The sequence below is a fragment of the Candidatus Pelagibacter sp. genome (assembly GCF_052049575.1).
Taxonomy (GTDB): Bacteria; Pseudomonadota; Alphaproteobacteria; order Pelagibacterales; family Pelagibacteraceae; genus Pelagibacter.
The window spans coordinates 357,973-380,635 of record NZ_JBNGZQ010000002.1 but is presented as its reverse complement, the minus strand read 5'-3'; the positions used below and the strand labels follow the sequence as shown (position 1 = coordinate 380,635).

Here is a 22,663-nt window from a genome sequence, read left to right as displayed (position 1 = left end):
ATGAAAGTCGAATTAAGAGATCCAAATATAATAATGAAATTGTCTAGACTAGGGTCTTTTCATCAATCTAAATTATCATTTCTAAGAAGTTTTTTAGATGAATTCAAAGACTGGGAATACAACAGAGATTTATTCAACTTAGATCCTGGTGGATATGGTGTAGCGATATATTCCTTCAAAAAAGATAAAAGAGTTTACTCATTAGTTTGTTTTGCTAACAAGATAGAAGATAATGATAGATCAGATAGAGTTATTGCAACAAAATGGGATGCTGCATTTACTTTGCATGATGGGGTTCCCTCAAAAAAAGATATTGAAAGATTGAAAAATGAAGTTCCAAGGCAAGAAGTTGGTAGACTTTCATATAAAGAACTAACTTTATCTAGAGCAAATAAATCGGTTAGAGTTTTTAATCACGTAGTTGAGAAGTTAAGCGAAGGTAATCAGCCAGATTTAAATTTATTAGAAAAAGTTGGATACTTATATAGAACTACTGCTGTTTATGGTTCTGGAAAGTTTGGTTTAGCAGATCGATTTAGAATTAAAAATAGGGCAGAAATTAATGGACCGTTTAGATTAGAGATGATGTTGGTCTATTTAGTAAGGCAATTCACTTTTGATCAAGTTAATCATGTAGCAAAGCATAAAAATCCAAAGAAAGCTGTTCATTTAGACACAAAAATTTGCAGAAACCTTGGCATTGGAAATTCAACTGGACTAGGAATGGCACCTTTTATTGTAAATCATCCTACTTTGTTAAATAATTGGATTTTATCAAGAGAAATCGCATTAAAAGAAATTAGAGAAATTAAAAATGTAAATTCAAAAGATGCATATTTATTCAAAAAATGTGTCAAAGGTTCCTTAAAAAATATTACCAGTTGGAATTCTGAAAGCGAGTTCCAAATCAAAAAAATAAATTCGTTACTTTTTAATTTAAAAAAATTTTTAGAATTTATCGAAAATCAATTAGATTTTTCAACCCCATATCCTTTCAATCAAATATATTTATGGTTAGAGAAAGAATCTTGTGAGGAAACCATTGAGTATATCGTATCTATGATGATGGAACCTTTTGATAAAATTGTTCAGCCATTAATAAAAAAAATGAGCTCAGATGAGGAAAAGTATTTTAGAATTCCCGCAGAAAGAACAGTTTTGGACCTAAAAAATATTTTAAAGCAAAGGTATCCAGATATTCTTAAAATTGATTTTGAAGATAAATCAAATTTAAGAAATTTTTGGTTTATTTCTAAAAATAAGGAAGAGCCTAGGTATGCAGATCGTTTTGAGGAAGTAGGTGCAGAATTAGAACAACCTCTTGCAATTGCTAGAGACATTAAAATACTTAATGATCAGTTAATTTCATGTCAAGATGATTTAACTATTGATAAATTTTTAATGAATAATGCAGATTTAAGACATGTTGTAAGACGTGCATTTATCATTGAAAAATTTCCTTATGCTGAAATTCAAGATAATACAATTAATGAAAACGTTGTCCCAATCGATATGCTAAGATTAAAATTATCTTTTTTTGGTGCACTTAAATTTGATCCTAGGTCAGATAAGTGGTTAAGAATTTGCATGTTTCAAGGAGCACCACTTCCGCATGAATTAAAAGATTATAATCAGCATTGGGTCTATCGTTGATTAAATTTTATGAAATCTTTGAGTGAAATTGAAACAACCTCTAAACGCGCAAGTAGAGCATTAGGTTATTCTTGGGGAATAAGCGAAGAGGTTGGAAAAAGTGTAAGGTTACTAGAAATGTTTAACTTTGAGGGAATTAAAAATTTAAATAAATATTTAAATGAAAAAAAAGACAAAAAGTTTGAGAATCTTAGTCTAATTAATGAAAATAATGAATGTTCTGAATTTTCTTACTGCCCAATTATTTTAGGTGTAAGTTTTTTAGATCAAATTGAAAAAATTGAAAAAATAAAAACTATTAATTTTTCTAAAATTGCATATCCATTACTATTTTTACCATTTCTTAGTAGAAGCTCAGAGGTTATCGGTAAAAAAATTTTTTTTAAGTTTGAAAAAAACGAATTTTTGTTAAATATTAATGTTAATATTTCCACAAACTTATTAAATAAAAATTGTCCAAATATTGCAAACAAAGTAGAGGTAAAAATCTTAGAAAATAATGACAACTTTACAGAGCGAGATTGGAAAAGTTTATATCAATTATCAGAGAAAACTTTTGTTGAAGAAACAGAAAGTTTAAAAAAAGGTGCAGCAGGAGCGGGTTTAACCGATAATGATTGAAGATGACAATATAAAAGATCAGAATGACACAAACGTTGATGAGTTAAATGATATCTGTGATGAATGTAAAAAAATTGATGAGAGTGTTACCCAAAATTTAATTTTGACTGGATTTAAAATTTGTAAATCATGCAGAGTTTCGAAAACAATCTTTCCAATTTAGATACTATTTATTGGTAACGCATTCATTCTACTCATAACGAATGATATCGACAGGAATGCAATAATTAAAAAAGACAAAAATACAATCCCAAATGATTTAAAATTTGATTTTAAATTCAAGATTTGTTTAGTTGATATGATTAAACCAGCAAAAATCCAAAATTGGGTAAGAAAAATTATAGGTATCATCAATTCGGGAGTTAATGCAAAAAATCTTATCAAACCTGGTGCATGAGCAAAACCAACTGCTACCAGAACTTTTTTAAAAGGTACTTTTGTTTGTTTATCTGGAAATAATTTTACACCGATTACATAAATAAAAATTGCCCAAATAAACCATGTTAAAATGGCCGTAAGACCAGACATTCCAATAGCTGTTTTTACAACAGTATTTGCAGCCACAGCTCCAGCTACACCATCTAATATCATTATTAAACCCGCAAAATATATTGAAGCTTCACCAAAATTTTTATTATCGCTATAAAGTGTTTTATCTAATTTTATAGATTTAAAAATTATATTTAAAAATTCTGCAAACATTTATTTTTTTTTATTTTTTTGTTCTTTGTAAGATACAATCAACGGAAATAGTAATAATGCAATAGCAATGATAATGCAAACTACAATAATGAAACTCTTTGTCATTTATGATTTTAAGGGGAGCGCAAACTCCCCTAAAAAAATAATTAACCTGATACCACTTCTCTTGTGTTAGCGTTATAAGATTCCTTAAATGGAATATCAACTATAACAGCATCAACAGGTGTTCCAGTTTTATCTGAATATTTCTCTGGTAAATGGACTTTAAATTTCTTTCCAACTTTACCTTTGGGAAAACCATTAGCATTCAATGTTCCATCAAAAGGGACATATCCCATAGCAATATTTGTTTTTTTCTCAGGATGCCACCATGGTGAAGTTACAAATCCGACAGGATTTCCGCCACCCTCATTTGATATTAACCAAAAATCTGGCGCATAATCATCAATAGGTTTTCCACCCAACTCTAATCCGACTAATTGAAGTTTATATGGCTTTTTTCCTTCTTTAAGTTCTTTGCCCATTTTTTCTAAAGCAGATTTACCAACATAGTCAGCTTTTTTATTCCATTCTCCTTTACCAGATAATGAAACCTGATAGCCCAAATTACATTGATAGGGATTATGTTGTTGATCCATGTCTTGACCCCAAGAAAGAATTCCAGCTTGAATTCTTCTGTGGTGTGCAGGTGCTATAACCATAAGTTTATGTTTTTTTCCAGATTCAAGAACTGCGTTCCACATGTCTTCTGCATATAGAGTAGCATTTCTTAAATAGATTTCATACCCAGCTTCACCTGAGAAACCTGATTGTGAAATTACACAACTTCTTCCTGCAATCTTAACTTCAGCTAAGCCATAAAAAGGCATATTGTCAAAATCAACCTGATCTCCACAAAGATCTTTCATTAAAGCTTTTGATTTAGGCCCTTGAATTTGAACAGGACATGCATCAATTTCCTCTATCGTGCAATTAAATTTACCGTCTGCATTAACACCTTGTAAATACATTCCAATGTCCGAGTCTGATAAAGAAAACCAAAATTCATCTTTTGCAATTCTTAAAAGTATTGGATCATTTAAAACTCCTCCGTAAGCGTTACATAAAATTACATATCTTGCTCGCATCGGAGAGATTTTTGTTGCATCTCGAGTTATCACGTAATCAACAAATTTTTCTGCATCAGGACCCTTTACTTGGATCTGTCTCTCAACAGCAACATTCCACATAGTTACATGATTTACAATTGCATCATACTCAACCATTGCACCACCATCCTCAGGTTTCACATATCCTCTTGGATGATAAATTCTGTTATAAACAGTTGCTCTCCAACAACCTGCTTGCATAGATAGATGCCAATATGGTGACTTTCTTACCCTTGTTGAAATTAACATTTCAACTTTTGTAGGCCCACTTTGTCTTAAATTGTATGGTACTTTTCGATCTGATTGATCAACAGAAGTAACATGCTTTAGTTTAGTATAGTCAAATTCTTTAGACATAACCATTCTCCTTCAACCACTTGTTTGTTTCCTTCAAGCCGCCGAATGTATAAATGTGGAAGAAATCAGTATGCGATTTAACTTTCCCAATTAGATCATTAGGGTCTTTAGGTTTTAATAAATCTAACGCCTTAGTAAAATTAGATTTAAGAAAATTTAAGGAATTTTTTGCTCCAACAATATTAGCAAATTTAATTAAGCTTGATATTTTTAGAGGCCCAGTAATTCCAACATGCACTGGTACGCTTTGTTTAGAAACAAAATCTATAATAGGCTGGGGATCTAATAACCACTGTGTTACTATATAATCAGCATAAGGCTTTTTATCTATCATAGCTTTTTCTAAATCTGAGTCGGATATATCAGGACTCCCCTCTGGGTGTCCAGCAATTCCTATTGTCATCTTCTCAAAATAACCAGTCTCTAAAAGTTGAAACGAGCTATCAAATTTTCCCATCGGTTCTCTTCCGCCACCAATTACTAAAACTTGTTTAACTCCACCGTCTTTACACCTAGAAACATAATCTTTTAGTTGCTTTTCATCTTGCATTGATCTTGCAGGAAAATGAGGAACAGGATTAAAACCTTTTTTAACTAACTCAACTGCCTGTTGAGCTGTCTCTCTATAATCCCCACCAGGTAACATTGTTATGTAAATATCATTTACAGGCGGAACAGTGTCGAGATCTGTTGTTGGGCTTATTTCTAGAGAAAAATTCATTTTATAGATCATTATCTTTTTTGAAAAAGCTGTCAAAGAATTTTATCAAATGACGCAATGATATTTGTTGCTTAAAATCGAGTGGATTGTTAACTATCTTAAGTCATGAAGATTATATTAATTATGGGTTTGCCAGGCTCAGGTAAAACGACTTTAGCCTCTGAGTTAGTTCCATTATTAAAAGCAAAGTGGCTCAATGCTGATGAAGTGAGAAAAGAAGCAAATGATTGGGATTTCTCAGCAGAGGGAAGAACTAGGCAGGCGAAAAGAATGTGGGCAAAAGCAAAAGAGTTTAGAGATCAAGGTAATCATGTTGTTGCAGATTTTGTTTGTCCAACCCCTGCTGCAAGAGCACTGTTTCCAGCAGATTTTATTATTTGGGTCGATACTATTAAAGAAGGTAGGTTTGATGATACTAATAAAATGTTCGTAAAACCAGAGAAGTATAACTATCATGTTACCACTCAAGATGCTAAAAATTGGGCACCAAAAATATTAAAGGAAATAGTATAATGTCTTATAAATGGGACAATAAAAAACCAACTGCACAGATGTTAGGAAGGTGGCAGCCCTTTCATGATGGTCATTATACCTTATTTAAAGAAATAATTAAAAAAACTGAACAAGTTTGCATACAAATTAGAGATGTACAAGGTGTTGATGATAATCCATTTGACTTTGAAACAGTAAAAAAAAATATTGAAGATAAACTTAATCCAGAATTCGAGGGACGTTTTAAAATTATGTTAGTACCCAATATTACAAACATTTGTTATGGAAGAGGCGTTGGTTATAAAATAGAGGAAATTGTTTTACCTGAGGAAATACAAAAAATTTCAGCCACCAAGATAAGAGCAAAGATGAGAGAAGACGGTAAACTTAAATAGTTTTTAATGAATATCAAAATCATTAATCAGAATAAAGATATAGCGAGAGTTATTATTAATGAGCCAAAAACATATAACTCTTTATCTTACAAAAATTTGAAAGATTTAATTAATGTTTTAAAAAAATTAGACAAAGATAAAAAGGTTAAAGTTATTATCCTTGAGGGTGCTGGAAAAGGTTTTAGTGCAGGTCATAATTTAAAAGAAGTAAAAGACTTAAAGAAAAAAGAAAGATATAAAAAATTATTTAATCTTTGTTCAAAGCTAATGCTTCAAATAGTTGAGGGTAAAAAACCTGTTATTGCAAAAGTTCATGGCGCAGCTTATGCAGCAGGATGTCAATTAGTTGCGAGCTGTGATTTAGCTTACAGTACTAAAGATGCTCTTTTTGCAACACCAGGAGTAAATATTGGATTGTTTTGTAGCACCCCTATGGTTGCAGTTAGCAGAAAGATTAATAGAAAACCTATGATGAAGATGCTTCTTACTGGTGAGCCAATTAATGCAAATTACGCAAAGGAAATTGGTTTGATTAATGATTGTTTTTCAAAATCAAAATTAAATAGCGAGACGATGAAAATTGCAAAAAAAATTGCATCAAAATCAAATTTAACAATTAAAATTGGAAAACAAGCTTTTTATAAGCAGTTAGAAATGCCACTTAGAAAAGCATACTCGTACACCAGTCAAATGATGACATACAATATGATGGCTATGGATGCAAAAGAAGGCATTTCAGCTTTTTTGGAAAAAAGAAAACCTAAATGGAGAAATAAGTGAAAGTAAAAAATATTCTAACAATTATCTTAATCATAATTGGTATATATTTTATCTTTACCTTTAGGGATCATAATTTTAATAGATCTATTGATGCTTGTATTGCAGGTAGTCAAAAGTTGGATCAACCAATGACTATTGAAGAAGCTAAGAAGTTTTGTGAAGAAAAGATAAAGAGTAATAAGTAAATAGAGTGGAAAATATAAAAGAAATTTTAAAAAAATATAAAAATATTGCTCTAGTAGGTGCAAGTAAAGATTTAACAAAAACATCTTCAATTGTAATGAAATACTTACAAGATTACGGTTTTAAAGTTTATCCTGTAAATCCATCCATGAAAGGAGAAAGTATATTAGGTGAGAAAGTTTTTGGAAATATTAAGGAGATTGATGGTCCAATAGAAATAGTTGACGTATTCAGGCCTTCAAATGAAGCAGCTGAAATTGCAAAAGATGCAATTAAAGTAAAAGCTAAGGTTTTATGGTTACAATTAGATATAAGAAATGAAGAGGCAAAAAAAATTGTTGAGACAAATGATATTATATACATTGAGAACAAATGTACGAAAATAGAGTACGAAAAGTATTTTAATTAATGAAAAAAATATTTGTTGTTTATGGTCATTATGATGAAAAATCTTTTAATGCGGCAATTCGAGATACTTTTAAGGAAACTCTAGAAAATAACGGCCATCAAGTAGATATAGTTGACTTATATAAAGAAAAATTTGATCCAGTTTTTTCTGGCGAAGAACCAGACAATAAGATTTTGGATCATAGAAAAAGAATAGAAAGTTCGGATGTAATAGTATTAATCGCACCTATATGGAATTTTAGAATGCCAGCAATTGTGGAAGGATGGATTGATAAAGTTCTTGCACCACCTTGGGCATTTAGATTTAAGAAATTATTTGGAAATTATGGTTATCCTCTTGGAAATTTAAAAGGAAAAAAAGCTGTAGTTTTTTGTACTTATGGCTCCCCACAATTCGCTGTAAGAACATTTTTTTTAAATATGCCAACAAAAAGATTAAGAAGAGGTGTTTTCAATATATGCGGCATAACGGATGTGGTATATCGAAGATACTTTGCAGTACCATTTGTTGAGGATAAAAAAAGAAAAAAATTTTTAGAAGATGTTAAAAAAACTGCAAATAATATTTAAAGTTTTAATAATTCTCGTCTTTTCAATTTCAATAACAAAAGCTGAATTACTCAAACCTAATAGCAATATAAAACCTTCAAAAGTTGTAGAGATCCAATTAAATGGACTCAAAAAAAATGACATAAATTATAAAGATAGCGGGATCGAACAAACGTGGAATTTTGCCCATCCCAGCAACAAAAAAAGCACTGGCCCCTTACCAAATTTTAAAATGATGATTAAAGGCAACTCATACCAAATGCTACTTAATCATTTAAGCCATACAATTACGAAGGTAGGAGGTGGTGACAAATGGGCACAATTTGAGGTGATAATTTTAGATAAAGATAAGATTTACCATAAGTTCAACTGGCAAGTGGAAAAATATACTGCTGACGGACCTCTCAAAGATTGTTGGTTGACCACAATGGTTTCTAGCCCAATTGCACTAGGAAGTTCAATCTGATTATCCATAATACAATTTTGTTTCGTTATGAATAAAAATTTAGTAGGAATCGTTTAATGAAATCTAAAGCAAAAGTTGTCGTAGTCGGTGGAGGAGTAGTTGGAGTAAGTGCTCTTTATCATTTAGCAAAAAAAGGCTGGTCTGATGTTGTTTTAATTGAAAGAAAAGAATTAACTTCTGGCTCAACTTGGCATGCAGCAGGATTATTACCTCTTTTTAATATGAGTTATTCTGTTGGTCAACTTCACAAGTACGCAGTAAATCTTTATAAAAAATTAGAAGAGGAGACTGGTAAGAATGTTGGTTTCAGTGTTGTTTCAAATATCCGTTTAGCTAGTACAAAAGATAGAATGGATGAGTACCATCAATATGCTGGTGTAGCTAAAACAATTGGTGTTGATGTAAAATTTTTGACACCTCAACAAGTAAAAGAAATTTGGCCGCTTTGTCATACTGATGATTTAGTTGGAGCAATTCAACATCCTGAAGATGGATACATTCAACCCGCTGATTTAACTCAAGCGCTAGCTACAGGAGCAAGGAACAGAGGAGCAGAAATTTATAGAAATACAACAGTATTATCTATGAGACAAAATAAAGAAGGATGGATTGTTGAAACAGATAAAGGATCAATTGAATGCGAGCATGTGATTTCGTGTTCGGGAAATTTTGCAAGACAAACTGGTGAAATGGTTGGATTAGATATTCCAGTCATACCTGTTGAACATCAATATATTGTGACTGAACCACATCCAGAGATACAAAAAAGAAAAAAAGAAGGTCTTCCAGAAATGGGTGTATTAAGAGATAGTGATAGTAGATGGTACATGAGAGAAGAGGCTGGTGGGTTAATACTAGGTCCTTATGAAGATGGTGCACCAGCATGTTATGTTGAAGGTCCCTCAAAAGATTCTGAATATGAATTGTTTCAAGAAGATTTAGATAGACTTGCTCCACATATTGAGGGAGCAATACATAGAGTTCCAGCATTTGGAGAAGTTGGAGTGAAAAAAGTTTATAATGGTGCAATATGTTACACACCAGATGGTAATCCTATTGTTGGTCCAGCTTGGGGACTTAAAAATTTTTGGATTAATGAGGGACATAGTTTTGGAATAACTGCAGCAGGTGGAGCGGGCTGGCAATTAGCAGAATGGATTATTGATGGTGAACCGACGATTGATATGCTTGGTGTTGAACCAAGACGTTACGGAAATTACGCAACAAAATCTTATCTTAAAGCAAAAAATGAAGAAGCTTACAGTCATGTATTTATTGTTCATTATCCTGATGAAGAGAGACCAGCTGCAAGACCTTTAAGAACATCTCCTTGTTATGAAAGAATGAAAAATCTTGGTGCTGTTTTTGGACAAAAATTTGGGTGGGAAAGACCAAACTTTTTTGCAACTGATGGAATGGAACAAAAAGATCATTGGTCATTTAGAAGATCAAAATGGTTTGATGCAATTAAAAAAGAATGTGAGAATGTTAAAAAAAATGTTGGACTTTTGGATATGACAGCCTTTGCAAAATGTAGAATTAAGGGTCCAAAAGCAGAGGAATTTTTAGACTACTTAGTAGCTAACAAACTTCCAAAAAAAATTGGAAGAATTAATTTGTGTCATGCACTAAATACTAAAGGTGGTGTTCACTCTGAGTTTACAATTATGAAAGAAGCTGAAAATAGTTATTATTTGGTATCAGCTGGAGCAAATTTAAGATTAGATCATGATTGGATTCAAAAATGGATGCCTACTGATGGTTCAGTTATATTTGAGGATTTAACAAATAGTACAGGTGTGCTTGTTGTGGCTGGTCCTAAAGCTAGAGAACTTATGAAAAGAGTTTCGACTGATGATTTTTCAAATGAAAACTTTAAATGGTTAACTGCAAAAAATGTTAATGTTGGATATGCTCCAGTAAATGCTATGAGAGTAAATTTTGTTGGTGAACTTGGTTGGGAATTACATCACCCAATTGAATATCAAAACCATATTTTTGATAAATTAATGGAAGCAGGTAAGGATCTTGGTCTTAAACCTTTTGGTATCAGAGCGATGAACAGTTTAAGAGTAGAAAAATCTTATAAACTCGTGGGAACTGAACTATCAATTGAGTATTCACCTTATGAGTCTGGCCTAGATAGATTTATTCATCCAAACAAGGGCAATTTCATAGGACTTGATGCACTAAACAAATGGAGAGAAAAGGGTTTTGATAACAAGTTAGTAACACTAGAGGTTCATGACACAACAGATTCAGATGTTTTAGGTAACAATCCAATTTATAAAGATGACAAAGTCGTTGGGCGAGCAACAGGAGGGGAATATGGATTTAGATTAGATAAATCTATTGCCTTAGCCATGGTGAAACCTGATTTAGCAAATGTTGGGGAAAAACTTAAAGTTGATATTCTAGGAAAAATGTATGAGGCTACAATAGTAGAGGAAAGTCCGTATGATGCTGAAAATAAACTTTTGAGAGCCTAATGAAAATTTTAGTCGCAGTAAAAAGAGTTATAGATTACAATGTTCAAGTCAGAGTTAAGGAGGATAACACTGGTGTGGTAACTGAAAATGTTAAGATGTCTACCAATCCACCAGATGATAATGCAATCGAGGAGGCGGTAAAGATCAAAGAGTCTGGAAAAGCGACCGAAGTAATTGCAGTAAGTGTTGGAGAAGAGAAAGCTCAAGAAACTGTTCGTAAAGCATTAGCGGTTGGAGCTGATAGAGGCATTCTTATTAAAGCTGATGGAATTTTAGAACCTTTAGCCGTTTCCAAATTATTACAAAAAATTGTTGAAAAAGAAAAACCAGATTTAGTTTTTATGGGAAAACAAGCAATTGATGATGATTGTAATCAAACAGGTCAAATGTTAAGTGCTTTACTAAATTGGCCTCAAGCAACATTTGCCTCAAAAATAGAGATTAAGGATAAAAAACTTGAAGTTACGAGAGAGATTGATGAGGGATTAGAGACAATAGAGATTAATATTCCTGCTATTGTAACTTGTGATTTAAGACTTAATGAACCAAGATATGCGTCTTTGCCCAACATAATGAAGGCTAAAAAGAAACCTATTGAGCAAATAAATGCGTCAGATTTAGGAGTAGATACATCACCAAGAATCGAGCAAATTAAGGTTGAAGAGCCACCAAAAAGAAAAGCTGGTATAAAAGTAAAAAGTGTGGCTGAGCTAGTGCAAAAATTAAAAAATGAGGCTAAAGTAATATAATGTCAGTTTTATTAGTTGCAGAACATAACAATAAAGAACTCAAACCTTTTACACTTAATGCTGTAACTGCAGCCTCTCAAATGAATACCGATCTTCATGCTGTAATTATTGGTAATAACTGTGGAGATGCAGCAAAAAAATTATCAGAGTTACCTTTGGTCAAAAAAGTAATTCAAGTAGAAGCAGCTCATTACGAAAACTTTGTGGCAGAAAATTTTGCGCCAGTGATAGTGAAATTGGCAGAAAACTATTCACATGTTGTTTGTTCAGCTAATACATTTGGTAAAAATTTGATGCCAAGGATTGCAGCTTCTTTAGATACTTCTCAAGTCAGTGATATTATCAAGGTAATTTCTGCAGATACATTTTTAAGACCAATTTATGCTGGAAATGCATTTGCAACAGTAAAAAGCAAGGATCCAAAAAAATGTATTACTATTAGACCAACTTCTTTTGATCCATGTGAGAGTTCAGGCGGATCTGCACCAATTGAAAAAGCTGAACCAAGTGAAGAGTTTAATAATACAAAATTTGTAAAAAGAGAGGAAATTAAATCAGATAGACCAGAACTTGGAACTGCAAGAGTGGTTGTTTCTGGTGGAAGAGGAATGCAGAGTGGAGACAATTTTAAATTAATCACTTCAGTTGCTGATAAATTAAATGCTGCTATTGGAGCGTCAAGAGCAGCTGTCGATGCTGGATATATAAGCAATGATCATCAAGTGGGTCAAACTGGAAAAGTTGTTGTTCCAGATTTATATATCGCCATTGGTATTTCTGGTGCTATTCAGCATTTAGCTGGAATGAAAGAAAGCAAAGTGATTGTCGCAATCAATAAGGATGGTGAAGCTCCAATTTTTAGTGTTGCAGACTATGGTCTAGAAGCTGATCTTTTTGAAGCAGTACCTCAATTTATTGAGGAACTGAACAAATTAAACACTATACAAAAATAATATAATCTGTAAAAAATTGTTATGTCCAGAGAGTCAATGGAATACGATGTTGTAATTGTTGGTGGAGGACCATCAGGATTAACAACTGCTATTAAATTAAAACAATTAAATTCAAATTTAAATATTTGTGTTTTAGAGAAAGCATCTGAGATAGGTGCCCATATATTAAGTGGAAATGTTTTTGAAACTAGAGCACTGGACGAATTAATTCCGAATTGGAAAAATTTAAATCCACCTATAAAAACAAAAGTCACTAAGGAAAAATTTTTATTTTTAGGAAAAACAAAATCTTTAAGTTGGCCCACGTGGTTGTTACCTGCTGTTCAAAAAAATCATAAAAATTATATTATAAGTCTTGCAAATTTATGTAGATGGCTTGCTGAGCAAGCAGAAACACTCGGTGTAGAAATATTTCCAGGATTTCCAGCTAGTGAGATTTTATTTAATGACGATGGCTCTGTTAAAGGTGTGGCCACTCAGGACATGGGTGTAGACAAACAAGGAAATAAAAAAGATAGTTTTGAACCAGGTATTGAACTTATAGGCAAGGTCACAGTTTTTGCTGAAGGTTGTCGTGGTCATTTAGGAAAACAATTGATTAAAAAATTTAATCTGAATAAAGACAAAGATCCTCAACAATATGGAATTGGATTTAAAGAAATCTGGGAAATAGATGAAAAAAATCATGAAGAGGGATTGGTGATGCATACTGCCGGATGGCCTTTAGATAATAACACTTATGGTGGGAGTTTTATTTATCATGCTGAAAACAAACAAGTTTTTCTAGGATATGTAATAGGTTTAGATTATCAAAATCCTCATCTTTCTCCTTTTGATGAGTTTCAAAGATTCAAAACACATCCATCTATAAAAAAAATTATAGAAGGTGGAAAAAGAATTTCTTATGGCGCTAGAGCTTTAATTGAAGGGGGTATTCAAAGTTTACCAAAAATGTTTATGCCAGGTGCATTACTTATTGGATGTGACGCGGGAACTTTAAATATGCCAAAAATAAAAGGATCTCACACTGCAATGAAAAGTGGAATTTTAGCTGCAGAGGCTATCAATGAACATATTCAGTCTAAAAAAGATTTATCATTATATGAGGAATTATTTAAAAAAAGCTGGTTACATAAAGAACTGTATCAAGCAAGAAATGTAAAACCTAGTTTTAATTGGGGTTTAATTTTAGGTATAATTTTTACAGGAATTGATCAAATTCTATTTAGAGGAAAACTTCCATTTACATTAAAACATAAGCATTCCGATCATGAAACTTTAAAACCTGCAGATAAAATGCCAAAAATTAATTATCCTAAACCTGACAATGTGATTACTTTTGATAAAACAAGCTCAGTTTATTTGACTGGGACTAATCATGAGGATAATCAGCCAGTGCATTTACAGCTCAAAGATAAAGATTTACCTATAAAATATACTCTTGAGAAATATGACGAACCAGCACAAAGATATTGTCCAGCAGGAGTTTATGAGGTTCAAAAAGAAAATGATATAAACAAATTTGTTATTAACGCTCAGAACTGTATTCATTGTAAAACTTGCGATATTAAAGAACCTTCTCAAAATATAGTTTGGGTCACTCCAGAAGGAGGTGGTGGACCAAAGTATGGAAATATGTAATTAGCTATCTTAGAAAATTAGCAAAAATTATTACTATTCCAATAATACCTAGCCAGATAATAAGATTTTTCAAAAAAACTTTTTTATTTTTATTTGCATAATAAAAACCTGGGAAGACCAGTGTAATCACTAATAAAAGATATATAACTGATAAAATATCTTCACCCATGATCCAAATTTATCTTATGAAAGATCTATTGCAAATTTTTTAAGTGTTTCGATTGGTAAAACTTTCAATGTATTTTCATGAGTTCGTTTCAAAAAAATTGGGCAACCTTTTCCAGCCTCTACTGCTCTTGCATACCAAGTTGCGCAAACACACCAGCCGTCTCCATCTTTTAAACCTGGAAATCCAAACTCTGGATGAGGTGTGATTAAATCATTTCCAGCTTCTTTACACCATTCCAAAAATTCTGTTGTAACTTTTGCACAAACAGTATGTAACCCATGATCATTTTCATCAGTATTACAACAACCATCTCTATACCAACCAGTAAGAGGATTTTTGGAACATAATTCTAAATTTTCTCCAAGGACATTTTTTTGAATTTTATTTTCCATATACATTATATATATCCTCATCAATTGAAGCATTAAATGAGATAGAACGTCTTTCCTCCTCAGTACCTTTGAATGGAAAGACCGTATGCATTAAATAATTAGGAAATAAATAAAAATCACCAACTTCTGGAGTAATATTAAATGTTGAAGGACAAGTAAACATTCTTGCTCCGTGTATTAGTTGTAAGTTTCCACCTCTATATTTTTTTGATTTTTTTTGCTGAGTACTTTGTCCTAATGATTGAGGAACTTTAAGAAATCCAGCTCCAGAAATATGACCACCATGCCAATGAGTCGGATTATATTCATTTTGAAATTGTCTAACAACCCAAGTTTTTAATAAATTAAATTTTGATATTTTTTTTCCTTCATTTAATTCCGTATAAATCTTACAAGAATTTCCCAAAAATTCTAACCAACCCGATGATTTAACAAATTCTACTTCTAATAAAAATTCCTGAGTTACATCACCTACAAGCGCCTCACCATAATTTAATTTTTTTAATTTTGAGTCATCATTGATTATTTTATCAATGTAGTCATTTAATTTATTTAATATTTCATCTGGTATTTTGACTTTTAATATTGCCGGACCTAATACTCTTAAATTTTGATATTTAATCTCCATCTAATTAAATCTTTGTTGGGTTGGGTTGACCTTTATAAACTCTTTCTGGGTCAAATTTTTTTTCTTTTTCAGTGAATTTCATCTTAACTTCTCTACCATTTTCAATTGGCCCAAGTGGTATAGATCTATAAAAACAAGATCTATAACCGACGTGACAACTAGCTCCGTTTCCAATATCAACAGTAAGCCAAACTGAGTCTTGGTCATCATCAATTTTGATTTCAGTTACTTTCTGAATAAAACCACTGGTTTTACCTTTATGCCAAATAGTTTTCCTTGATCTGCTATAGTAGTGAGCTTCTTTTGTTTCAATTGTTTTTTTTAATGCTTCAACGTTCATATAACCATGCATTAAAATTTCTTTTGTTTGAGAGCACATTGTAACGACAGGTATTAAACCATCATTATCAAATTTGGGTGAAAGGAGATTTCCCTCTTCAATTTCAACCACATTTTCTCTTTTTTTGAACATATTTGGTGATTATGTAGCACATATGGAGATATATTAAATATTTTAAAAATGCGCATTTATATGTATAAACCCCTCGATGAAGTTAGTTAAGGACATTGATAATAATCAAAATTCGAAGAAAATTTCTGACAAAGAAGCAGAAGAGGCTTTTAAAACTATTTTGTCGTGGATGGGTGAAGATCCTAATAGAGAAGGATTATTAGAAACTCCAAAAAGAGTTGTTAAAGCATTTAAAGAGTATTTTAAAGGTTATAAGGAAGATCCCATTCAAGTTTTAGATAAAACTTTTGGCGATGTGGATGGGTATGATGACATGGTCATTCAAAAAAATATTTCTGTTCAAAGTCATTGCGAACATCATATGGCACCAATAATTGGTAAAGCTCATGTGGCTTACATACCTAATGAGAGAGTTGTTGGATTAAGTAAATTAGCAAGAGTAGTAGAGGTTTTTTCTAAAAGATTACAAACCCAAGAAAGATTAACTATGCAGATTGCGAATACACTAATGCAATCTCTAGATGCTAAAGGAGTAGCAGTCACAATAGACTCAACTCATCAATGTATGACTATGAGAGGTATTAAAAAGGAACAAGCTACAACAGTCACAAATTATTATTTAGGTCAATTCAAAGAAGATTTAAGTTATCAAAATAGATATTTAAGGTTAATAAGCAATTCAAAAGATTAAAAGTGTCAGACCAATTTAAAGCATTAGTTTTAAATCAAGAAGGTGACAACTTTACAAGAGAAGTAAAATCATTAGACAAAAGTTTTTTAAAACATGGTGATGTAACTATCAAAGTTGATTATTCGGATCTTAATTTTAAAGATGGAATGATTTTAAAAAATGGTGGTAGGTTAGTAAAAGAGTTCCCTCATATCCCAGGCATAGATTTTTCTGGAACTGTTATAGAAAGTGAAAATTCAAAATTTAAGTCAGGAGATGAAGTAATTTTAACTGGTTTTAGAGTTGGGGAAATTTTTTATGGTGGATATTCTCAAATAGCAAAAGTGAATGGTGATTTCTTAGTAAAGAAACCAAGTGATTTAACAACTAAACAGGCAATGATCTTGGGAACTGCGGGTTTTACATCTTTAATGGCAGCATTTGCAATAAAAGCTCGAGAAGAAATATTACTTGGTGCAAAAGTAAATGATGTCTTAGTTACAGGTGCAACTGGTGGAGTTGGAAGTATTGCGGTAATGATATTAAATAAGATGGGATACAATGTTAGTGCGGTCTCTGGCAAAGATTCTAAAGCGGATTACTTAAAATCATTAGGTGCTAAAAGTGTTATAAATCGTGCTGAATTTGATAAAGATCCAAAACTTATAGATAAAGGTTTATGGGATGGAGTGGTAGATACAGTTGGTGGTAAAATTTTAGCTAATGCAATTGTCCAAACCAATTCAAATGGGATTATTGCAGTATGTGGTAATGCAAGCACAAATGAATTAAATACTAATGTAATTCCTTTTATGTTACGAGGAATAAAACTTTGGGGAATGGACTCAGCTAATTGTAGCATCAAAAGAAGAGAATTTATTTGGGGAGAGGCTGCAAAATTAATCGATTTCAGCTTAATAGAAAAATCTATTCAAACTGTTAGCTTGGAGGAGTTAATTGAAACTTATCCTAAAATATTAAAGGGTGAAATTTCTGGAAGAGTTTTAGTTGATTTAAATAAATAATGGACTGGGATAAACTTAAAATTTTTCATGCAGTTGCAGAAGCAGGAAGTTTTACTAACGCAACTATAAATCTAAATCTTAGTCAATCTGCGATAAGTAGACAAATTCAATCTTTGGAACAAGACTTAAAAGTTCAATTATTTGAAAGACACGCAAGAGGTCTTACGCTCACCGAAAATGGAGAGTATGTATTTAAGACTGCACACGAAGTTATAAGTAAACTCAAAGAAGTGGAAACTTCACTAGGAGATCAAAAAAATAAACCAACAGGAAAATTGACAATTACAACAGTTAGAAGTTTCGGAACTCATTGGTTAACACCTAGAATTGAGGAATTTATGCGGTTAAATCCCGAGGTTGAAATTGAGTTGATTTTTGAGGATAAGGAGTTGGACTTAAGTACAAGACAAGCAGATATTGGTATTTTTATGAGAAGACCTAAACAATTAAATTATATTCAAAAAAAGCTTATAGATCTAAAATATTATATTTATGGGTCTAACAAATATTTAGAAAAATACGGTATGCCAAAAAATGTGAGTGACTTAAATAAACACAAATTCATATCATTTGGCAAAGGAGCACCTTCACCAGTTTATAATCCAGAGTGGGCATTAAAGTTAGGGATGCATGACGGAAAAAAAAGAAAACCTATAATGAAGGTAAACAGTGTTATGGGACTTTTACTAGCAGTGGAGTCTGGAGTAGGTTTAGCAGCACTGCCTGAATATTTAGTAAGCAATTCGACTAATATTATTAAAGTTTTACCTAAATCTGAAGGACCAATCACAGAGGCACACTTCGTTTATCCACAATCTTTAAAAAACACAGCCAGAGTTCAGGCTTTTAGGAACTTTTTATTCAGCAAAATAGGCGACTGGAAGTCTTAGTTAGCCTGCGACATCTTTGCGATTGATAATCATTCTCAATGAGAATAGTTCTCATTTTCACTGAGAATAATAATCATTCTCAAATAAACTAATAACGAGGAAATTAATGAAAAAAATATCTATATTAGCATTAATTGCTTCTTTATTTGTATCAGCTATCGCTGTTGCAAATGAGGTGAACGTTTTTAATGCAAGACATTATAAAGCAGACGGTGAGCTTTATTCCAAGTTTACAAATATGACTGGTATTAAGGTCAATTTGATAAATGGAAAATCAGGTGCTTTAGAAAAAAGAATCTTGAGCGAAGGTGCTGACTCTTCCGCTGACTTATACATAACAGCTGATGCTGGAAGATGTGGAGCTATGGATGCAAAAGGTGCACTTCAAGGTGGTTTAACATCTGCAGCAATTAAAGACGCTGTTCCAAAAAGCTTTAGAACAAGTAAGTGGGTTGGAATAGCAAAAAGAGCTAGAATAATTTATTATTCACCGGAAAGAGTTTCTGGTGCTGAATTATCTGGAATGACTTATGAAGGTTTAGCTGATCCTAAATGGAAAGGCAGATTGGTAATAAGAAAATCTAGCAACATTTATAATAAATCTCTTGTAGCATCATTGATTAAAAACAATGGAAAAAAAGCTACAGCAGAGTGGGCTGAAGGAGTTGTTGCAAACATGGCAAGAACACCTACGGGTAATGATAGAGCTCAAATCATGGCAGTAGCAGCAGGAGAAGCTGATATTGCAGTAGCAAATACTTATTACCTAGCACTTATGTTGTCAGGTAAAAAAGGTGCAGAACAACAAGCAGCTGCTAAGAAAGTTAAAGCTTTCTTCCCTAATCAAAACGATAGAGGAACGCATATGAATGTAAGTTGTGCTGCTTTAGTAAAAGGTGCACCTAACAAAGCTAATGCCGTCAAACTTGTAGAGTTTTTATTAACTCCAGAATCTCAAGAGCATTTTACAAATAATACTTTTGAGTTCCCAATGATTGATGGTGTTTCACCAAGTCCACTAGTAGTAAATAACTTAGGTTTAGATTTCAAACAAGATATGAAAACTAAGTTAGCTTCTTATGGAAAAAATCAAGCTGCAGCAGTAGAAGTAATGACTGCCGCTGGATGGAAGTAAACGTGAAACAAGAAAAAAAATTTATTTCAGAAGTTGATTTAAATAAATCTTCCAAAGCATGTTCCCCATGTATTATGGAGTGTAAAAAAATCAACCAAAGAATAAATAAAAGAAAACTAGAGGAAATTGAACCTAAGGAAGTTCCGCATCTCCTTAAAGTTTTTAATTTCTAATTTTTCTTTCCGGTGTCCATCATAGATGGGGATTTATGGTGGACACTAACTTTTAATAGCTTTTTGCACCAAGTAAATTCTTTTTCAAAAAAACGTTTTAATATATAAAAAACCAATAATGTTTAGATTTTTAAATATTTGGTTTGTTTCATCATTTTTGGTATCTATGTTTGTAATCATACCAATTGTGACTGTGTTTACAAGTTTCTTTGATGATACTTCAGGTTATTACGAACTTTTAAAAAAAACTTTTTTAATTGAATATATTTTAAATTCAGCAATTTTATTATTTTGTGTTCTTATTCTAACATTTTTATTAGGCACGGGATCCGCATATATAGTATCTTTTTATGAATTTCCATTTTGTAACTTTTTTAAATGGTCATTAATATTATCTTTTGCAGTACCACCTTATATTTACGCTTATTCATTGACTGCTTTTTTTGAAAATTATGGTACGGCGTATTCAATTCTAAAAAATCTTTTTGGAAATGCAAATTACAATCAAAGTATTCCTAAATTTGATGGGATGTTTGGTGCAATATTATCAATATCTTTCTCGTTGTTCGCTTACGTGTATATATTAGCGAGAGCTTCGTTTTTATATCAATCACAAAATTTAATTGATCTAGGAAAGAATTTAGGTTTCTCAAAGTTTAAATCTTTATATAAAATAATACTACCAGCTGCTCGGCCTGCAATTATCGCTGGTTTATCATTAGTTTCAATGGAAACTTTAGCAGAATTCGGAGCAGTTGATTTTTTTTCAATAAACACTCTTACAACTGGAATTTATAACTCATGGATAGCGTTTGATGATCTAGCATTTGCAAATCGAATATCTTTTTTTCTTTTGTTATTCATTTTTGTACTCTTTATTCTTGAAAACTTTTCTAGAAAAAACGCCAAATATCACTTTAACTCTAAAGGAGGATTTAAACAAAAAGAAAAAATCAAACTCTCTAGTGGAAAATCATTATTTGCATTTTCTTTTTGCTTTTTATTGTTCTTTTTAAGTTTTTTATTTCCATTAAGTCAAATGATGTATTGGACAATTAAATTTCCAGAGAATTTATTTGATCTAAAAATTATAGAGCTTTTAATCAATACAATTTGCTTAGTTGTCTTATCTAGTTTTATTTTAATCTTATTTTCTCTAATTTCTAATTATGGGAACAGAGTTTCTAATAATAGAATTTTGAATTTCTTGTCAACCTTATCTATTTCAGGATATGCAATTCCAGGAGTAATTTTAGCAATTGCATTTATAACTTTTATTGCATGGTTTGATAATAGCATAATTAAATCTTTAGGATTTGAGTCGATAAAGAAAGTTTTTATAGGATCTATTTTAGGTCTAATATTGGTTTATTTTATAAGATTTTATTCTTTAGCATTTAATGGAATAAAATCTGGTTATGAGAAAATTAATATTTCAGTTGATGAAAGTGCATATTTACTTGGTTACTCAAAAAGAAAAACATTTTTTAACATTCATGTTCCTTTTTTAAGAAATTCACTTTTATTTATAGTGATCTTAATTTCCTTAGAGATTATTAGAGAATTACCGATTACTCTTATTTTAAGACCTTTTAATTTTGAGACTTTTGCGACTACAGCATATATTTCTGCTTCAGAAGATTTATTAGAGGCTGCAGCAGTACCTTCATTATTTTTAATTTTAATCGCATCTATATTCATTATAATAAGCTCAAAATATATTTTAAGAGAAAACAATGAGTAATTTTTTTGAAGTAAAAAATGTTGATTTTAGTGTTGGAGGTAAAGTTAAAGTTAGAAACGTATCTTTTACAATTGAAAAAGAAGGTGATATAATTTGTCTTCTAGGCCCTTCTGGAATTGGAAAAACTACTATACTTAGAACTATAGCTGGACTTGAAAAAACAAATAATGGCACAATAGAACTTAAAGGGAATTTATTATCATCAGAAAAAAAACATGTAGAACCTGAAAAAAGAAATATTTCTCTTGCTTTTCAAGAAAATAGTTTATTTCCTCATTATACAGTCAAAAAAAACATATTATTAGGTGCTGAGAGAAATAAAGGAAAAAAAAATTTACAACTGAGTTTTAAGGAAATTATAGATTTATTAGATATTTCATTAATATTAAATAAATTTCCTCATGAAATCAGCGCTGGAGAATCACAAAGAGCATCTCTAGCAAGATCTCTTATAACTCAACCCGACCTTTTATTACTTGACGAACCATTATCAAATGTAGATCAGAGCTTCAAAGAAGAAATTCAAGTAAAACTTAAAAGAATTTTAAAAAAATCAAAAATCACAACAATAATTGTAACACACGACTCATACGAGGCTTTCTATCTAGGATCTAAATGTGGAATAATATTAAATGAAGAACTTAAACAATTTGATGATCCTTATAATGTTTATCATTTGCCAAACTCAATTGAGGTTGTAAATTTCTTAAATAGAGGAATTCTCATTCCTGCAGAAGTTACAAGCCCAAAAAGTCTTGATAATGTTGATTTAGGCACAATCACTGGAAACTTTATAAAACCATTCCCTATTGGTACTAAGGTAAAACTATTAATTCAACCTGAAGATCTTGAACATGATGACAAAAGTAACTTACAATTAGAAATAGTTGATAGAAAATTTAGAGGCGCAGGTTTTATATATACATTAAAATCAAGTACCAAAATGTTAATCCCAGTTTTTGTTCACTCACACCATATTCATCAACATAAGGAGAATGAAAAATTTGGTATCAAAAGACCAATTCATATTGATCATATTGTTTGCTTCTAATAAGAAT

Annotated in this window: 26 protein-coding genes; 20 read left to right on the top strand and 6 right to left on the bottom strand. The window is 31.5% G+C overall.

Translation table 11 applies throughout. The features are described from left to right. The 3 genes from ACTT9C_RS05620 to ACTT9C_RS05610 are packed head-to-tail and all read left to right on the top strand — an operon-like array spanning window position 1 to window position 2,437. On the top strand, window positions 1-1,653 hold the full coding sequence (locus tag ACTT9C_RS05620) for a hypothetical protein (RefSeq protein ID WP_440923517.1): 1,653 nt from the start codon (window positions 1-3) through the stop codon (window positions 1,651-1,653). Between the two features lie 9 nt (window positions 1,654-1,662). Further along, a complete protein-coding gene (locus tag ACTT9C_RS05615; protein WP_440923516.1) occupies window positions 1,663-2,274 on the top strand; it encodes a DUF3726 domain-containing protein in 612 nt (203 codons plus the stop codon). After that, window positions 2,267-2,437: a hypothetical protein gene (locus tag ACTT9C_RS05610; RefSeq protein WP_440923515.1), complete on the top strand. Its 171-nt coding sequence runs from the start codon at window positions 2,267-2,269 to the stop codon at window positions 2,435-2,437. Before ACTT9C_RS05615 ends, ACTT9C_RS05610 begins: the two co-directional genes overlap by 8 nt. On the opposite strand, the gene ACTT9C_RS05605 is transcribed toward ACTT9C_RS05610, so the two are convergent. From ACTT9C_RS05605 to ACTT9C_RS05595, 3 genes are all read right to left on the bottom strand, one after another. Next, window positions 2,434-2,976 (bottom strand): hypothetical protein, encoded by a 543-nt coding sequence (locus ACTT9C_RS05605; RefSeq protein ID WP_440923514.1) that lies wholly within the window; start codon window positions 2,974-2,976, stop codon window positions 2,434-2,436. The genes ACTT9C_RS05610 and ACTT9C_RS05605 overlap by 4 nt on opposite strands. A gap of 146 nt (window positions 2,977-3,122) precedes the next feature. After that, a complete protein-coding gene (locus ACTT9C_RS05600) occupies window positions 3,123-4,481 on the bottom strand; it encodes an aminomethyl transferase family protein (protein WP_440923513.1) in 1,359 nt (452 codons plus the stop codon). After that, complete coding sequence (locus ACTT9C_RS05595) at window positions 4,474-5,202, bottom strand: methylenetetrahydrofolate reductase (protein WP_440923512.1); 729 nt, start codon at window positions 5,200-5,202, stop codon at window positions 4,474-4,476. Before ACTT9C_RS05595 ends, ACTT9C_RS05600 begins: the two co-directional genes overlap by 8 nt. Window positions 5,203-5,307: 105 nt before the next feature. Here ACTT9C_RS05595 and ACTT9C_RS05590 point away from each other — a divergent pair, with 105 nt between their 5' ends. The 10 genes from ACTT9C_RS05590 to ACTT9C_RS05545 all read left to right on the top strand — a co-directional run bounded on the left by ACTT9C_RS05590 (window position 5,308) and on the right by ACTT9C_RS05545 (window position 14,307). After that, the gene (locus tag ACTT9C_RS05590; RefSeq protein WP_440923511.1) at window positions 5,308-5,715 is read left to right on the top strand and encodes an AAA family ATPase; all 408 of its coding nucleotides are present in this window, start codon (window positions 5,308-5,310) and stop codon (window positions 5,713-5,715) included. After that, window positions 5,715-6,089 carry a cytidyltransferase gene (locus ACTT9C_RS05585; protein ID WP_440923510.1) on the top strand — a complete coding sequence of 125 codons (375 nt, stop codon included), beginning with the start codon at window positions 5,715-5,717 and terminating at the stop codon, window positions 6,087-6,089. The genes ACTT9C_RS05590 and ACTT9C_RS05585 overlap by 1 nt, the downstream gene beginning before the upstream one ends. A gap of 6 nt (window positions 6,090-6,095) precedes the next feature. Beyond that, entirely contained in the window at window positions 6,096-6,869 is a 774-nt protein-coding gene (locus tag ACTT9C_RS05580) for an enoyl-CoA hydratase (protein ID WP_440923509.1), read from the top strand. 190 nt (window positions 6,870-7,059) lie between these two features. Then, window positions 7,060-7,461 carry a CoA-binding protein gene (locus tag ACTT9C_RS05575; RefSeq protein ID WP_440923508.1) on the top strand — a complete coding sequence of 134 codons (402 nt, stop codon included), beginning with the start codon at window positions 7,060-7,062 and terminating at the stop codon, window positions 7,459-7,461. Then, on the top strand, window positions 7,461-8,030 hold the full coding sequence (locus tag ACTT9C_RS05570) for an NAD(P)H-dependent oxidoreductase (protein WP_440923507.1): 570 nt from the start codon (window positions 7,461-7,463) through the stop codon (window positions 8,028-8,030). Before ACTT9C_RS05575 ends, ACTT9C_RS05570 begins: the two co-directional genes overlap by 1 nt. Then, window positions 8,002-8,475 carry a hypothetical protein gene (locus tag ACTT9C_RS05565; protein ID WP_440923506.1) on the top strand — a complete coding sequence of 158 codons (474 nt, stop codon included), beginning with the start codon at window positions 8,002-8,004 and terminating at the stop codon, window positions 8,473-8,475. Before ACTT9C_RS05570 ends, ACTT9C_RS05565 begins: the two co-directional genes overlap by 29 nt. Before the next feature lie 56 nt (window positions 8,476-8,531). After that, window positions 8,532-10,964, top strand: a complete 2,433-nt coding sequence (locus ACTT9C_RS05560) for a GcvT family protein (RefSeq protein ID WP_440923505.1) — start codon at window positions 8,532-8,534, stop codon at window positions 10,962-10,964. Further along, window positions 10,964-11,713, top strand: coding sequence for an electron transfer flavoprotein subunit beta/FixA family protein (locus tag ACTT9C_RS05555; RefSeq protein ID WP_440923504.1), 750 nt, complete (start codon window positions 10,964-10,966; stop codon window positions 11,711-11,713). The genes ACTT9C_RS05560 and ACTT9C_RS05555 overlap by 1 nt, the downstream gene beginning before the upstream one ends. Further along, on the top strand, window positions 11,713-12,666 hold the full coding sequence (locus ACTT9C_RS05550) for an electron transfer flavoprotein subunit alpha/FixB family protein (RefSeq protein WP_440923503.1): 954 nt from the start codon (window positions 11,713-11,715) through the stop codon (window positions 12,664-12,666). The genes ACTT9C_RS05555 and ACTT9C_RS05550 overlap by 1 nt, the downstream gene beginning before the upstream one ends. A gap of 21 nt (window positions 12,667-12,687) precedes the next feature. Next, on the top strand, window positions 12,688-14,307 hold the full coding sequence (locus ACTT9C_RS05545) for an electron transfer flavoprotein-ubiquinone oxidoreductase (RefSeq protein ID WP_440923502.1): 1,620 nt from the start codon (window positions 12,688-12,690) through the stop codon (window positions 14,305-14,307). A 183-nt stretch (window positions 14,308-14,490) separates the two neighbouring features. On the opposite strand, the gene ACTT9C_RS05540 is transcribed toward ACTT9C_RS05545, so the two are convergent. From ACTT9C_RS05540 to hisI, 3 genes are read right to left on the bottom strand one after another with little or no spacing between them, the layout of a single operon-like run. Beyond that, window positions 14,491-14,868: a DUF2237 family protein gene (locus tag ACTT9C_RS05540; protein ID WP_440923501.1), complete on the bottom strand. Its 378-nt coding sequence runs from the start codon at window positions 14,866-14,868 to the stop codon at window positions 14,491-14,493. Continuing rightward, a complete protein-coding gene (locus tag ACTT9C_RS05535; protein WP_440923500.1) occupies window positions 14,858-15,496 on the bottom strand; it encodes a putative 2OG-Fe(II) oxygenase in 639 nt (212 codons plus the stop codon). Before ACTT9C_RS05535 ends, ACTT9C_RS05540 begins: the two co-directional genes overlap by 11 nt. 4 nt (window positions 15,497-15,500) lie before the next feature. Then, the gene (hisI, locus tag ACTT9C_RS05530) at window positions 15,501-15,968 is read right to left on the bottom strand and encodes a phosphoribosyl-AMP cyclohydrolase (RefSeq protein WP_440923499.1); all 468 of its coding nucleotides are present in this window, start codon (window positions 15,966-15,968) and stop codon (window positions 15,501-15,503) included. Window positions 15,969-16,044: 76 nt separating this feature from the next. Between hisI and folE the strand changes: the two genes are divergently transcribed. The 7 genes from folE (at window position 16,045) to ACTT9C_RS05495 (ending at window position 22,656) form a co-directional block, all read left to right on the top strand. Beyond that, the gene (gene folE, locus ACTT9C_RS05525; protein ID WP_440923498.1) at window positions 16,045-16,659 is read left to right on the top strand and encodes a GTP cyclohydrolase I FolE; all 615 of its coding nucleotides are present in this window, start codon (window positions 16,045-16,047) and stop codon (window positions 16,657-16,659) included. 2 nt (window positions 16,660-16,661) lie between these two features. Then, window positions 16,662-17,663: an MDR family oxidoreductase gene (locus tag ACTT9C_RS05520; protein WP_440923497.1), complete on the top strand. Its 1,002-nt coding sequence runs from the start codon at window positions 16,662-16,664 to the stop codon at window positions 17,661-17,663. Next, window positions 17,663-18,553 carry a LysR family transcriptional regulator gene (locus ACTT9C_RS05515; RefSeq protein ID WP_440923496.1) on the top strand — a complete coding sequence of 297 codons (891 nt, stop codon included), beginning with the start codon at window positions 17,663-17,665 and terminating at the stop codon, window positions 18,551-18,553. Before ACTT9C_RS05520 ends, ACTT9C_RS05515 begins: the two co-directional genes overlap by 1 nt. Window positions 18,554-18,659: 106 nt before the next feature. Then, the gene (locus ACTT9C_RS05510; protein WP_440923495.1) at window positions 18,660-19,688 is read left to right on the top strand and encodes an extracellular solute-binding protein; all 1,029 of its coding nucleotides are present in this window, start codon (window positions 18,660-18,662) and stop codon (window positions 19,686-19,688) included. Continuing rightward, window positions 19,679-19,861 carry a hypothetical protein gene (locus tag ACTT9C_RS05505; RefSeq protein ID WP_440923494.1) on the top strand — a complete coding sequence of 61 codons (183 nt, stop codon included), beginning with the start codon at window positions 19,679-19,681 and terminating at the stop codon, window positions 19,859-19,861. Before ACTT9C_RS05510 ends, ACTT9C_RS05505 begins: the two co-directional genes overlap by 10 nt. A gap of 118 nt (window positions 19,862-19,979) precedes the next feature. Then, window positions 19,980-21,605 (top strand): ABC transporter permease, encoded by a 1,626-nt coding sequence (locus ACTT9C_RS05500; RefSeq protein ID WP_440923493.1) that lies wholly within the window; start codon window positions 19,980-19,982, stop codon window positions 21,603-21,605. Next, window positions 21,598-22,656: an ABC transporter ATP-binding protein gene (locus ACTT9C_RS05495; protein WP_440923492.1), complete on the top strand. Its 1,059-nt coding sequence runs from the start codon at window positions 21,598-21,600 to the stop codon at window positions 22,654-22,656. The genes ACTT9C_RS05500 and ACTT9C_RS05495 overlap by 8 nt, the downstream gene beginning before the upstream one ends. Window positions 22,657-22,663: the final 7 nt, after the last annotated feature.